Raw genomic sequence first — 12,623 nt, 5'->3', positions numbered from 1 at the left:
CTTAGTATGTGGAGGATACCTTGGTATCTTGAAGGATAGCTATACCGTTACTTGTTCCAATACGGGTCGCCCCAGCAGCAATCAGTTGTTCAGCTATTTCCCGGCTGCGAATACCGCCAGCAGCTTTCACTCCGATGGCTTCGCCTACACTTCGGCGAAGTAATATAACATCACTTACTGTTGCTCCTCCTTGGCTAAATCCTGTTGATGTTTTGACAAAGTCTGCTCCAGTCGACTGAATGATTTTGCAGGCTTGGACCTTTTCTTCATCGGTAAGCAATGCAGTTTCAATAATGACCTTGCACAGGGCCCGATACTGATGTGTAACATTGACCACAGCCTGAATGTCAGTCTCAACAAATGAAAAATCTTGGTCCTTGAGCTTTCCGATGGCGATAACCATGTCTATTTCACGGGCACCGTTCTCAAGAGCCTGCTGTGCTTCATAGGCTTTGACTTTAGTGGTCGTTGCCCCCAGAGGAAAGCCGATGACGGTGCAGACAACCGTATGACAGCCAGTCAGTATTTGGGCAGCATAGGAAACCCAAACAGGATTGACACACACGGCAGCAAAGCCGTGGGCTCGTGCTTCGTGGCAGACCCGTGTAATGTCAGCTTTGGTAGCTTCAGGCTTAAGCCAAGTGTGATCAATAAGGCCTGCAAGTAACATTGGTTATCAAGTGGTCCTTTTGGCAGGAGTCAACTTTCCTGTAGAACTTGGGTAACAGTTTCACGAGTGAAGCGGTCATCACTTTGCAGGAGTTGAAGAAGAACGACTTCTCCAGCGTCTCCCAACTTTTTAAGGGCATACGCTGCATTGTGCCGAACCCACCAGGCCCGATCACCTACAGCTTCTTGGAGAGCCGATATTCCAGCCAGGATTTGTAAATCGCCGACTGCCCGGGCCGCTACGGCACGAACCTCCCAGTCTTTGTCTTTGAGTGCTCGCAGGATACTTTCGATTTCTTGGGAAGACTCGACCCCAAGGGCTGTCAGGGCGCGCAAGGCACGGGTGCGAAGATTGACGGAATCGCTTTCCAGTAAACGCAGTGCCGCTTGGCGTCCAGCAATAGGGTTGATGTACTTCTGGGCACGGTTTCCAAAGTCAGTGATGAGGTCAAGGACAGTCATCATAATACGTTCCCGGCGTTCACGCATGCCTCCGGCCGAATCCAGAAGTTCCATCAAAGGCAGAGTCAGGTCACGCTGCATCCCCAACAAGCGGTTGGCTGCTTGCATTAACTGCCAGCCGTTGGCTTCAGAAAGAGCAATAACGACGGGTTTGACGCACCGGGTATCGGCAATTTCTGTCAGTGCCCAGATCGCGACCAAACGCAATTCGGTTGAACTGTGTCTGCTAACTCGTTCAAGGGCGTCGAGGGCAGGAAGATACCGCAGCCACCCAAGACGGAAAGCGGCCCGCGAACGCTCTTCCAAGGAGCCGTTGTGAATGACTTGGATGTCGTCAGCGATAAATCCCAAGCTTTCGTACAGCAGAGTAAGTGCCTTTTTTGTGGACTCCGGTGCTGTGCCATAGGCCTCAAGGATGACGTGTTTGAGGGCTGCCACTTCGTCGCGAGTGGTAGCTTTGAACAGTTGGGCTAGCGGGAGGATACTGTCAGGCGACTGAGCCTGGTCTAGGCCCTCATACAGGTCTTGGAGCTGTGCACGATACCGCTCATAGTCCTGTCTTTGCTGTGCGACACGCCGCGCCTCAACTGTTCGAAGGATCAACACCAAGACCAGCCCAATAATAGGGAGGCACGCAAACAAGCCTGTCATTAGCCACAACCAGCTCAGCATGTGAAGCGTTCCTCATTGGGGAGCTTGGGCAGACCAAATGGGGGGCGCGTCCCCCGGGCATTGATCACCACCTAGCTTACAATTGTGCCTAAACGGTACGAGAACTGCACCAGTTCCGGCAATTGGTTTTTGTCAGTTGGCACAAGTGGCAAGAGGCAACCCGGCAAAAAAACGCGGAAGCCAGAAACTGCTCCCGCGTCAAAAAACAACAGCCACAAGCCGGTCTTTGTCTCAACACCGCAAGGCGGTACAGTCGAACAGCATCAGATAGTGAAAACTGGATAGCCCTGTACCTCATACGCCCGGTCTGCCAAGTAGCGACGCAACCGAACCGTATCCACCATTTCATACTTGCTGAAGCGCTTAATCGCGGCAAGTTGTATCCGAAGGTTGTCACCTTCCGAGATAGTCGGCAGGATACGTCGGGCAGTCAGCTCAATGCGTCCGACAGCATCATTGATAAAGACCTGCGTTGCAGCAAGAGCATCGCGGGTGGTTGTCTCATGCGGGCGCGACTGGTGAAGCTTGAGTGCCCGCAGATAGCTGCTTTCCATGGCAAAGACATCCATGGCGATATCGCTGAACGCTATCAGGACTTCCTGCTCTTCCGTCAGTTTCTGACCGTATTTCTGGACAGCAATGCCAGCAATGAGCAGGGCAATTTTCTTGGCATCCACAATAGCCTTCCGTTCTTTAGAGAGCGGGGCATCGTCTTCTTCGTCAAAGGAAGGACCAGCCAACAGCTCATCGAGAATGCGTTGTGTCGCCTGCATGAGCGGCAACTCTCCACGCATGCTCCGCTTAAGCAGCATGCCGGGAATGAGAAGGCGGTTGATTTCGTTCGTCCCCTCAAAGATACGGTTGATGCGCGCATCGCGGTAGGCACGGGCTACCGGATATTCTTCGGAGTAGCCGTACCCACCAAAGCTCTGAACCGCCTCATCAGCAACGTAACCCAGCATTTCGCTGCCATAGACTTTCATAATCGAACACTCTATGGCGTACTCTTCAATGCCCTTGAGGATGCGATCAACGTCGTCAGCATCAACGTCGGCCAGGATGTTGTGGATGAGCCCGGCTGTGCGGTAGGACATACTCTCCGTGGCATAAATGCGGGCTACCATTTCTCCGATTTTATGTTTGATGGCACCAAATGAACCAATTGGACGGTCAAACTGTTTGCGCTCCATCACATATTTGGCTGTGTGTTCAAGGATGGATTTTGCACCACCAACGACACCGCCTCCAAGTTTGTAGCGCCCCAGATTCAGACAGTTGAACGCAATGAGATGCCCCTTGCCGATTTCCCCAAGCAGGTTTTCCTTTGGCACCGGGACATTTTCGAGAATGAGCTGCCGGGTGGATGAGCTGTGAATGCCCATCTTGTTCTCTTCCTTGCCCGTTGATACACCGGGGTAGTCCCGATGGACAATAAAAGCTGAAAACTTCTCACCATCCACCTTGCAGAAGACAATGAAGATATCAGCGAAACCGGCGTTGGAAATCCACATCTTCGTGCCATTGAGGATGTAGTGCGTTCCCTCGGCATTGAGAACCGCCTTGGCCCGCGCGCCAAGGGCATCGGAGCCGCTGCCTGGTTCGGAAAGAGCATAGGCTGCCAGCCACTCACCAGTTCCAAGCTTGGGCAGGTAATATGCCTTTTGCTCTGGGGTGCCAAAGTAGGTAATAGGCCAGGTGCCGATGCCCGTGTGTCCACCCAGTGACACTGAGAAGCCACCCGAACGCGAAATAAATTCAGACACCAGCATCTGGCATACCTTGTCCAGTTCGAGTCCCCCATACTTGGCCGGAATGTCCCCAGCAAGGAGTCCGATGTCGGCTGCCTTGCGCAACAGGCTGACTGTCAAGCTGAAGTCGCCGGTTTTGTATTGTTCTTCCAGTTTTTCCATATTTGGCAGGACTTCGTTGTTGACAAAGTCGGCCGTTGTTTTGGCGATCATGCGTTGCTCATCATTGAAGTCCTCTGGCGTGAAAACTTCCTGGGGAGAAACCATTTCGATAAGAAAGCTACCACCCTTCGGATAGGTGGTTCGGGCTTCAGGGGCAGGTCTTGCGGCTGACATAGGTGAACATCCTTTCCATACTTGACCAAGACCTTCTTTGGCCAAGTATCATCAGTAGGTTTTGGTGGCTGGCGTTGAGGGAGGAGCAACGCCTATTTACGGGATGAAGACTTCAAAAAAGAAAAGCTCTTGAAAGAGCGGTCAAACATTGCTGCACCCTCCGGCTTTTCCCAGAGTTCAGTCGGAGCTGCTGCCTGGACAATGTAAAAGTTATTCTGATAGGAAAAGCCATACTCAACAGTGCGGTAATTCTTCTCCCCACTGATTTCGTAAACAAAGAGCATCGCATCTCTGCCGGCAAATGTTGTCTTCTCAAATTTGAGAATGCGAAGCTGGGACGCAGCAATGTCGGCTGTATCTTGGGATTGAGCAAGGCGGCGATTGTCGGCGTAACTTATTTTCACCTGTCGCAGGCGCGCCTCCATACCATTCGGCATGATAATGCTTGGAAGCGCCAAGACGGCAAAACGCGGCGACCAGGTATCGCTTTCCTCGGCCAGGCAGACCAGCTTGGGGAGACTTGAATCTTCTTCATTGAGAACTGTCCACAGCCGGTCCGGTTTGGTGAAACGAATGCCAAGTACCTCGCTGACGACTTCTGGTGGTGAAGCTGCACGGGCGTTTGGCTCGGTTTTTTCCTGCGCACAAGCTGTGTGTGTTCCGGCTGCCGTCCCGGCCAACCACAGGGTCACCAACAGAATCCCGCACCAGAGGTGACGCATCATCAGAGCAACTCCTTGGTACATTTTGGTTTATGCGGCTTCGGCAAAGACCTCGAAAATACCGGCAGCACCCATGCCACCACCGACGCACATCGTGACCATCCCATAGCCCCCACCCTGGCGACGCAGTTCATAGATAAGTGAAGTGGTCAGCTTGGCACCGGTGCAGCCAAGTGGATGCCCCAGAGCAATCGCACCACCGTTGATGTTGACCCGTTCGGGGTCGAGTTCCAGCACTTTCATGACCGCCAGCGATTGTGCAGCAAAGGCTTCATTGAGTTCGATGAGCTTGATGGCATCAAGCGTCAGCCCGGCCTGCTTGAGGGCTTTAGGGATGGCTTCCACGGGGCCAATGCCCATGATTTCGGGAGCTACGCCGCCCGTGGCAAAGGCCACGAAGCGGGCAAGAGGTTTAAGCCCCAATTCCTGAGCTTTGGTCTCCGACATCACCACGACAGCCGCCGCACCATCGCTGGTTTGCGAGGCATTGCCGGCTGTCACCTGGCCGGCAACGTGAAAGGCCGGTTTGAGCTTGGCCAGAGCTTCAAGCGTCGTGTCCGGGCGGGGACCTTCATCTACATCAAACACCCGCTCGGTCGTGATGGTTTTTCCACGGGCGTCCCGGTCCTTGCGGATGACCGTCACTGGCGCAATTTCCGGCTGAAATTTCCCGGCCTGCTGAGCAGCAAGGGCGCGCTGGTGACTGCGATACGCAAACGCATCGGCCTCTTCACGGGAGATGTCGTACTTGCGGGCTACCATTTCCGCCGTCAGCCCCATGCTCAGGTACACATCAGGGTAGGTGTCCACCAGAGTTGGGTTGGGGGACAGTTTGTTACCGGTCATCGGAACCAGCGACATGCTCTCCGTGCCGCCCGCAACAATAACTTCAGCTCCCCCAGCCCGGATGCGGTCGGCAGCAAACGCAATCGTCTGCAAACCGGAGGCACAAAAGCGGTTGACCGTCACCGCACTGACTGAAACCGGCAGGCCGGCGCGCAGGGCCGCGATTCGGGCCACGTTCATGCCCTGTTCGGCTTCCGGCATGGCACAACCAAAGAAGACGTCGTCAATGGCAGCCGGGTCGAGCGGGGATGCCCGTTCGACTGCCGCGCGAATGGCCACGGCACCAAAATCATCAGGACGAACGTGCGCCAGAGCGCCTTTTTTGGCTTTTCCGACCGCCGTGCGGACGGCAGAAACAATGACGGCTTCCTTCATAAAGTAACACCTCGGAAAAAACTGCGGTTCAGCGTTCAGCTCTCCTGTTGGTTGAGTATCTTCAGTGCCGCGCGGTAGGGTTCTTCGAGCGCCGCAATTTCCTGGACGCGCTCTTCGTAGTACTGCGTAAACATCTCCCGTTGCTCTTCATCTTTGGCAAGTCCAATTTGTTGTTTCCAGTGGCGCAGCCAGATGTTGGCTTCCTTGTAACGCTTGACGATTTCTTCAGGCGTGCGGGCCATACGTCCTCCACAGGGTAAGCAGGTGTTGTCTGGACACTGCCTAGTTACGCAGTGGTTTACCGGTTTTGAGTGTGTGCTGGATACGTTCCTGGGTTTTGCGTTCACCCAAGAGGCTCAGGAATCCTTCCCGTTCCAGATCGAGCAGGTCCTGCTCCGAAACTGTGCTGGGATGGTTCAAATCACCACCGGTCAGCACTTTGGCGACTTTGGTTCCAATGAGCACATCGTGTTCGGTGGCATAGCCAGCGCGGAGCATCTGGTGCAGCCCCAACTTGAGCACCGCCAGCCCCGACTCCCCCAGCGCAGGGATGTCGGTGCGCATCGCCGGTTGCCGGTAGCCTTCGAGCGCCAGCGCCAGAACAGTTTGCTTGGCGTCGGCAATGAGACGGTCACGGTTCATGGTGATGCCGTCGGTCGGCCGCAGATAGCCCAGTTCGCGGGCTTCTTCGGCGCTGGTTGAGGTTTTCGCCAGCATGATGTTCTGAAAGGCTTCTTTGACGAATACCATGAGGTCAGCTTCCGTCCCACGGGCGCGGTCAGCGCAGCGGACCAGCATCTCCTTTGTGCCGCCGCCGGCTGGCAGAAGGCCGACGCCGACTTCAACCAGCCCGATGTAGCTTTCCGCCGCCGCCCGAACCCGGTCGCCGTGCAGGGTCATTTCGCAGCCGCCCCCCAGCGTCAGCCCAAATGGCGCTACGACCGTTGGCTTGGGCGAGTAGCGCAGGGACATGACGGTGTTCTGGAATGTCCGAATGGCGTGGTTGAGTTCATCCCATTCGCCTTCCTGGGCACCCATCAGCATCATCATCAAATTGGCGCCGGCGCTGAAGTTCTCGCCCTGGTTGCCGACAACCAATCCGACGAAGTTCTGCGCGACTTCCTTGATGGCGAACTGGATCATCTGGATGGTGTCGGTCCCAAGCGCATTCATCTTGGTGTGAAACTCAAGACAGGCCACACCGTCACCCAGATCAATGAGTGAAGCACCAGCATTTTTCCTGATGACACCGGTCCGTTCCTTGACCGACTTGAGCAGGATCACACCCACCCGGTCGCCAACCGGTTCGTGAGTCTTTTTGGCCGGGACAAAAACGACCGTTTGTGTCCCCTCCTTGTCATAAAAGCTGGTCTTGCCGCTGGAGAGAAGGTCGGTGACCAGAGGCGGAATCGGCTTGCCATCAGCTTCCAGGCGCTTGACCGTTTCCGCAACACCCAAGGCATCCCAGGTCTCAAACGGCCCCAGTTCCCAGTTGTAGCCCCACCTCATCGCGCGGTCCACCTGCACGAGATCGTCGGTGATTTCGGGGATGCGATTGGCGGTGTACACCAGGGCATCTCCAATGACCGACCACAGGAACTGCCCGACCGTATCTTTGCCATTGATGAGGAACCGCAGCCGTTCACGGGGATCGCTGATGCGTTTGGCTTCCTCCAGGGAAGGGAAGTTGACCTTCGGCTGGGGGCGGTACTCCATCGTCCGGTAATCCAGTTCGTATATCTCACGTCCGGCTTCGGTTTGCACCCGTTTGTAGAAGCCCTGTCCGGCTTTGTCGCCAACCCAGCGCCGCTCAACCATCTGGCGGATGAAGTCGGGTGGAACGAACAGCGCTCGGCACTCATCTTCCGGGATGCTTTCGTAAACGGTTTGGGCCACAGCCACCGTGGTATCCAGACCGGACAGGTCGCCGGTACGAAACGTGGCGCTGTTCGGACGCCCGATGGCCGGGCCGGTCATCTTGTCCACTTCGGTGATGGAAAGCCCCATTTCCATCATGACCTGAATCGTCCGCATGAAGCCGTAAATCCCAATGCGGTTGGCAATGAAGTTGGGGCGGTCGTTGGCATAGACAATGCCTTTGCCGAGCAGCTCATCGCAGAGCTTGGACGCAAAGCAGGACGCTTCCGGGTCGGTGTCAGGCGTTCGGATCAGCTCGACAAGGTACATGTAGCGCGGCGGGTTGAAGAAGTGCGTGCCCAGAAAGTTTCGCCGGAAGTCTTCCGAACGGCCTTCGGCCAGCGAGGCAATGGGAATCCCGGACGTGTTTGAGGTGATAAGGCTGCCGGGCTTGCGGAACGGTTCGATTTTTTCGTAGAGCGCCCGTTTGATGGCGAGGTTTTCGGTGACGGCCTCGATGATCCAGTCGGCATCCCGGAGCCATTCCAGGTGATCTTCAAAGTTGCCAGCCCGGATTCGGGCCGCATGGCCGGCCAGGAAAAAGGGCGCCGGTTTCATCTTGTGCAGCTTTTCGAGCGCCGAGAGCGCAAGGCGGCTGCGCGCTGTGGCATCTGCTTCCGCCGGGGTGTCCGGCGGAATGATGTCCAGCAAAACCACGGGGATACCGGCGTTGGCCAGGTGGGCGGCAATCTGGGCACCCATCACACCAGCGCCAAGTACCGCTGCCTTTTCCATTTTGCGAGCCATAGTCACACGTCCTTTGTCATCGAAATGTCATCACCACGGCGTGAGCCAGTGCAGGACTCACTAGCTTTGGTTGGCCGAGGCCAGGTTCTTTTCGTCGTAGATGGCATCAATTTCAGCCTTGTATTTTTCATCCACGACACGTCGTTTGACTTTGAGTGTCGGCGTCAGTTCGCCGCCTTCAATAGTCAGTTCGTTTTCGAGCAGGGCAATGTTTTTGATTTTCTCCCACTGGGCAAGGTGTGGCGTCAGACGTGCCACTTCCTGACGGTAGAAATCAAGAATCTTGGGATGCTTGAGCAGTTCGGCATAACTGGCATTGGTGAGTCCCAACTCACGGGCCAGGTTTTGAACACTGGAAGGGGTTGGCACAATCAAAGCTCCGGGAAACTTGCGTCCATTGCCAACCACTACCGCCTGGGTGATATGGGGGGAGGTCACCAGAGCATTTTCAATCGGTTGCGGGGCGATGTATTTGCCACCCGACGTTTTGAACAGGTCTTTTTTACGGTCAGTGATACGCAGGAAGCCGTCGGCATCAATTTCGCCGATGTCGCCCGTGTGAAACCAGCCATCCGGGGTGAGCACTTCGGCGGTCTTGTCCGGCTTGTTGTAGTAGCCACGCATGACGTGCCGGCCGCGGGTGAGAATCTCACCGTCCGGGGCGATTTTGATCTCGACGCCACGGAGGGGTTTGCCCACGGTGCCGGGCCGGTTTTCATGTTTCGTGTTGGAGGTAATCACCGGCGAAGTCTCTGTCAGTCCATAGCCCTGCAGGATGGTGAGTCCCATGCCGGAAAAGGCATGCATAACATCTTCGGCCAGAGCAGCTCCCCCGGAAGAAAAAAACTTGATACGCGGAGCAATCTTATTTCTGATTTTGGAAAGAACCAAGGCATAGGCAATGTCATACTGAAGCGAAAGCATCGGGGGGACATTCCCCCGGTGCAGGGCCCGCGAGTATTCCCGGCCGGTTTCCATTGCCCAGGTGAACAGTTTGGTTTTCAGTCCGCCGGCCTTGCGTCCTTCTTCTTCAATCCTGGCCAGAATTTTCTCAAAGATACGGGGGACGCTCGTCATGACTGTCGGCTGCACTTCCATGAGGTTCTGAGCTACAGTGTCCACGCTTTCGGCGAAATACACTGAGACACCCGAATACACAAAAACGTTCATGACCGTCCGCTCATAGACGTGGGAAAGCGGCAGATAAGACAGGGCGGTATCTTCGGGTCCCAGGTCAGTCAGCCGTTCGACATTGGCGACGAGGTTGAACGTCAGGTTGTCGTGGGTGAGCATGACGCCTTTGGGGTCGCCCGTTGTCCCAGAGGTGTAGATAAGCGTGGCCAGGTCTTCAGGACTGGCCGCACGGACCATTTCATCAAGGAAGTCACCCACGCTGCCACGGTCGCCAAGCTGCGCCAGTTCTTCAAAGGTGAGGACTTTCACCCGCGACGGCAGCGGAGCCGTGACGTTGATCGGGTCGAACGTCACGATGAACTTCAGTTGGGGCATCTCGCCGATAGCGGCCGCCACCTTGTCGAACTGTTTCTGGTTCGACAGCACCAAGGCTTCCGCGCCGGCATCGTTGATGATGTAGGCAATCTGGCTGCCGGTCGAGGTGGCGTAAATCGGTACATCCACTGCGCCACAGCTCAGCAGTGCCACGTCAGTAATCGTCCATTCAAGACGATTTTCAGAAAGCAGCCCTACCCGGTCGCCACGTCGAATGCCCAGCGCCAGGAAACCGGCACGCGCCTTACGGACGCGCTCGGCAAAGGCCGCGTGCGAGACCTTGACCCACTGCCCGGCGTGTTTGTAGGCAAAGGCATCGTCTTTGGCATGGTTGCGGATGGCTGCAGCATAGGCTTCACACAGGGTCGTCGGGACTTTGGCAACGGCAGGGGACGTTCCGTAAGCCATAGGCTACTCCTTGGTCGGTGATGCGGTAACAGACGCCGGATGGGGCACAAAACCATGCAGCAGGATGTCCAGAACCGGCTCGACGGCTGCCGCCAGGGGCTTGCCGCGACGACTTAGAATCCAGTTCGTCACCATTTCGTCGAGCGCACCGAAAAAGACCTTGGTGGCGATGCGCGGGTTGATGTCAGGACGAAACTCGCCGGCCCGCTGGCCGGCTTCAATGACCTGCTGGATAAGGTCAAGGTATTCGCTCAGTTTTTTGGTCGAAAACTCCTCCATGAACTTCGTCGAGTGCCGGATTTCGACTTCAAACACCACGGCGAGGTCGCGGTCACGGCCAAGCATTTCGAGGTGCAGGCGTGCAATTTCGCGCAGTTGGGCCAGTGGGCTGCTCAGAGGCGCAATCGCCGTTCGGACGTGGACGATGAACGAATCCAGCATTTCCGTGATGATGGAAAACAGCAGGTCGTCCTTGTTTTTGAAGTACAGATAGACCGTCCCATCCGCCACGCCAGCTTCCCGTGCCACGTCTGACACTTTCGAGTTGAAATAGCCATTGCGTGCAAAGACCGTGACGGCCGCGCGTAAAATCGTGTCATGCTTGCCGTTTTCGCCCCGCGAAGCCGGGGCCGGAGGCTTGTCGGCGGTACGGCTGGCCACGAGTCGCGCCATAGGTGGAGTCGCCTTTCCAGAAACAGGGACAAGGTTTGGTGGGACAAAAGGCGTGCACCGGATTGATGCACTGAATGAACCATCATTCAGAACATTAGGCCGAACGACGCCGGGATGCAACGGAAAAATCTGTCTTCTCGCCTGCCCCTGCCCGGCGCGGACGGCCGGGTTGCCGGACAGGAAACCGGACGGGAAAGACGGGTTGCGTCCCGCTCACTGGCGCATCACCATCACAGACTCCCTCCGGGCGCTACTCCGGTTGCCCCTCGCAACACCACGACGTATGACGAATCAAACCGCTTTGCTGACGGCAGGCCGCGCCTACCAGGACTTTCGTCTCTGGAGCGGAATTGGCGCAATTGGCTGGAATCTGATGTTTTTCACGGTGTTCATCCTGGCCGGGGGACACGTTGCCCTGTCCCGTGCGTTGGGTATCGAGGCCCAGCCTTCGGTCGGGAGGATTGTGCTGGGGTTGGCGGCCTTTTATGTCCTGTACGCCGCCGTCAACGCACCGCTGGAGCTTTTGACCGGCTGGGCAGCAGAACGCAGTTTCGCCATGACGCAGCGCACGTTGCGTCACTGGCTGATGGCTTATCTGACCGGCGTGACCGGACAGGGCGTTATGTTCGTGCTCGGCCTGACCGCCCTGTGGCAGTTGCATCAGTGGCTGCCCGGCTGGTGGTGGCTGGCGGCGGCCGGGTTGGTGGCCGGCGTCTCTCTGGTGCTGGCCCTGCTCCAGCCTTTCCTGCTGCCGCCGGTGGTGCGCCGGAAGCCCTTTGACGCGCCGCCGGTCGTTGACGCGGTGCCGCCTGCGCTACGCTCAAAGCTACCCAAACTGGTGGTCTTCACCGGTGATGCGGATGAAGCCGTCAATGGCGGCCTGGTCGGCTGGGGGCCAACGACGCAGTTGTGGATAAGCCAGACGACGCTTGACAAGCTGCGCCCGGAGCAGGTGGCCTGCCTGCTCGTGCGTGAAGTGGGGCATCTTCAGACGGGACACCGTACGCTGGGCGTTCTGGTGTCCAGCCTGTGGCTCGCTGCCGGGCTGGCCGTTGTGGCTGCACTAACCAACTTCGGGCTGAATGGCGGACTGGCTGACCTGCTGACACTGGCCGTTGGCATGACGTGGTGGAACTTTGCCGGCCTGTTTGTCCTGCCGGCTCTGGGACGGCGCAGCGTTCTGGCGGCAGACCACTTTTACCTTGCCCAGGGTGGTGATCCACAGGTGTTGCGCGACACCCTGATCGCACTGGCAGAAATCAATCGCGCCCAGCCGGACATCACCGGTCGCAAGCAGCAGGTGTTTCACCCGCTACCGAGTCTGGATACCCGCCTGGCCCACATCGCCACGGCCCACTCCGGGAAGAATGGAGGTCAATGAGACATGTTGCCGTTGCCACGCCTGACCTTCTGGCTTTCGATGCCCTGGGGCAATCTCATCGCACGGGCGCTGCACTGTCACGTTGGGAAACCACATCTGTGGTTTCTGCCGCCCTCCTGGATATGACAACAGGGGACAGCCTGCCCAGGGGAGACAGCC

General features: G+C 56.8%; 11 protein-coding genes. 2 read left to right on the top strand and 9 right to left on the bottom strand.

Going from position 1 to position 12,623, the window contains the following annotated elements; genetic code table 11:
- Window position 1 precedes the first annotated feature (1 nt).
- The 9 genes from deoC to J8C01_RS07145 form a co-directional block, all read right to left on the bottom strand.
- Complete coding sequence (deoC, locus tag J8C01_RS07185; RefSeq protein WP_014099967.1) at window positions 2–670, bottom strand: deoxyribose-phosphate aldolase; 669 nt, start codon at window positions 668–670, stop codon at window positions 2–4.
- A 29-nt stretch (window positions 671–699) separates the two neighbouring features.
- Entirely contained in the window at window positions 700–1,803 is a 1,104-nt protein-coding gene (locus J8C01_RS07180; protein WP_211431476.1) for a HEAT repeat domain-containing protein, read from the bottom strand.
- A gap of 263 nt (window positions 1,804–2,066) precedes the next feature.
- A complete protein-coding gene (locus J8C01_RS07175) occupies window positions 2,067–3,887 on the bottom strand; it encodes an acyl-CoA dehydrogenase family protein (protein WP_041569137.1) in 1,821 nt (606 codons plus the stop codon).
- A 92-nt stretch (window positions 3,888–3,979) separates the two neighbouring features.
- Complete coding sequence (locus J8C01_RS07170) at window positions 3,980–4,612, bottom strand: hypothetical protein (RefSeq protein WP_014099964.1); 633 nt, start codon at window positions 4,610–4,612, stop codon at window positions 3,980–3,982.
- A 27-nt stretch (window positions 4,613–4,639) separates the two neighbouring features.
- Entirely contained in the window at window positions 4,640–5,830 is a 1,191-nt protein-coding gene (locus J8C01_RS07165; RefSeq protein ID WP_014099963.1) for a thiolase family protein, read from the bottom strand.
- 35 nt (window positions 5,831–5,865) lie between these two features.
- Window positions 5,866–6,072 carry a hypothetical protein gene (locus J8C01_RS07160; RefSeq protein ID WP_211431475.1) on the bottom strand — a complete coding sequence of 69 codons (207 nt, stop codon included), beginning with the start codon at window positions 6,070–6,072 and terminating at the stop codon, window positions 5,866–5,868.
- A gap of 40 nt (window positions 6,073–6,112) precedes the next feature.
- Complete coding sequence (locus J8C01_RS07155; RefSeq protein WP_211431474.1) at window positions 6,113–8,494, bottom strand: 3-hydroxyacyl-CoA dehydrogenase/enoyl-CoA hydratase family protein; 2,382 nt, start codon at window positions 8,492–8,494, stop codon at window positions 6,113–6,115.
- A 60-nt stretch (window positions 8,495–8,554) separates the two neighbouring features.
- Window positions 8,555–10,411 carry an AMP-dependent synthetase/ligase gene (locus J8C01_RS07150; protein ID WP_014099960.1) on the bottom strand — a complete coding sequence of 619 codons (1,857 nt, stop codon included), beginning with the start codon at window positions 10,409–10,411 and terminating at the stop codon, window positions 8,555–8,557.
- Between the two features lie 3 nt (window positions 10,412–10,414).
- Window positions 10,415–11,083, bottom strand: a complete 669-nt coding sequence (locus J8C01_RS07145; RefSeq protein ID WP_014099959.1) for a TetR/AcrR family transcriptional regulator — start codon at window positions 11,081–11,083, stop codon at window positions 10,415–10,417.
- Between the two features lie 283 nt (window positions 11,084–11,366).
- Between J8C01_RS07145 and J8C01_RS07140 the strand changes: the two genes are divergently transcribed.
- Both J8C01_RS07140 and J8C01_RS15510 read left to right on the top strand, forming a co-directional pair.
- The gene (locus J8C01_RS07140) at window positions 11,367–12,464 is read left to right on the top strand and encodes a M48 family metalloprotease (protein WP_211431473.1); all 1,098 of its coding nucleotides are present in this window, start codon (window positions 11,367–11,369) and stop codon (window positions 12,462–12,464) included.
- 3 nt (window positions 12,465–12,467) lie between these two features.
- Window positions 12,468–12,590: a hypothetical protein gene (locus J8C01_RS15510; protein ID WP_256443997.1), complete on the top strand. Its 123-nt coding sequence runs from the start codon at window positions 12,468–12,470 to the stop codon at window positions 12,588–12,590.
- Window positions 12,591–12,623 lie beyond the last annotated feature (33 nt).

The sequence above is a fragment of the Chloracidobacterium sp. D genome, from assembly GCF_018304685.1.
GTDB classification, from domain to species: domain Bacteria; phylum Acidobacteriota; class Blastocatellia; order Chloracidobacteriales; family Chloracidobacteriaceae; genus Chloracidobacterium; species Chloracidobacterium thermophilum.
The sequence above is the reverse complement of the archived record's forward strand: the minus strand, read 5'-3'. Positions and strand labels throughout refer to the sequence as shown.

Coding starts and splice junctions, on each gene's coding strand:
- deoC (WP_014099967.1), bottom strand. CDS start 670: ATGTTACTTGCAGGCCTTATTGATCACACTTGGCTTAAGCCTGAAGCT.
- J8C01_RS07180 (WP_211431476.1), bottom strand. CDS start 1,803: ATGCTGAGCTGGTTGTGGCTAATGACAGGCTTGTTTGCGTGCCTCCCT.
- J8C01_RS07175 (WP_041569137.1), bottom strand. CDS start 3,887: ATGTCAGCCGCAAGACCTGCCCCTGAAGCCCGAACCACCTATCCGAAG.
- J8C01_RS07170 (WP_014099964.1), bottom strand. CDS start 4,612: ATGATGCGTCACCTCTGGTGCGGGATTCTGTTGGTGACCCTGTGGTTG.
- J8C01_RS07165 (WP_014099963.1), bottom strand. CDS start 5,830: ATGAAGGAAGCCGTCATTGTTTCTGCCGTCCGCACGGCGGTCGGAAAA.
- J8C01_RS07160 (WP_211431475.1), bottom strand. CDS start 6,072: ATGGCCCGCACGCCTGAAGAAATCGTCAAGCGTTACAAGGAAGCCAAC.
- J8C01_RS07155 (WP_211431474.1), bottom strand. CDS start 8,494: ATGGCTCGCAAAATGGAAAAGGCAGCGGTACTTGGCGCTGGTGTGATG.
- J8C01_RS07150 (WP_014099960.1), bottom strand. CDS start 10,411: ATGGCTTACGGAACGTCCCCTGCCGTTGCCAAAGTCCCGACGACCCTG.
- J8C01_RS07145 (WP_014099959.1), bottom strand. CDS start 11,083: ATGGCGCGACTCGTGGCCAGCCGTACCGCCGACAAGCCTCCGGCCCCG.
- J8C01_RS07140 (WP_211431473.1), top strand. CDS start 11,367: ATGACGAATCAAACCGCTTTGCTGACGGCAGGCCGCGCCTACCAGGAC.
- J8C01_RS15510 (WP_256443997.1), top strand. CDS start 12,468: ATGTTGCCGTTGCCACGCCTGACCTTCTGGCTTTCGATGCCCTGGGGC.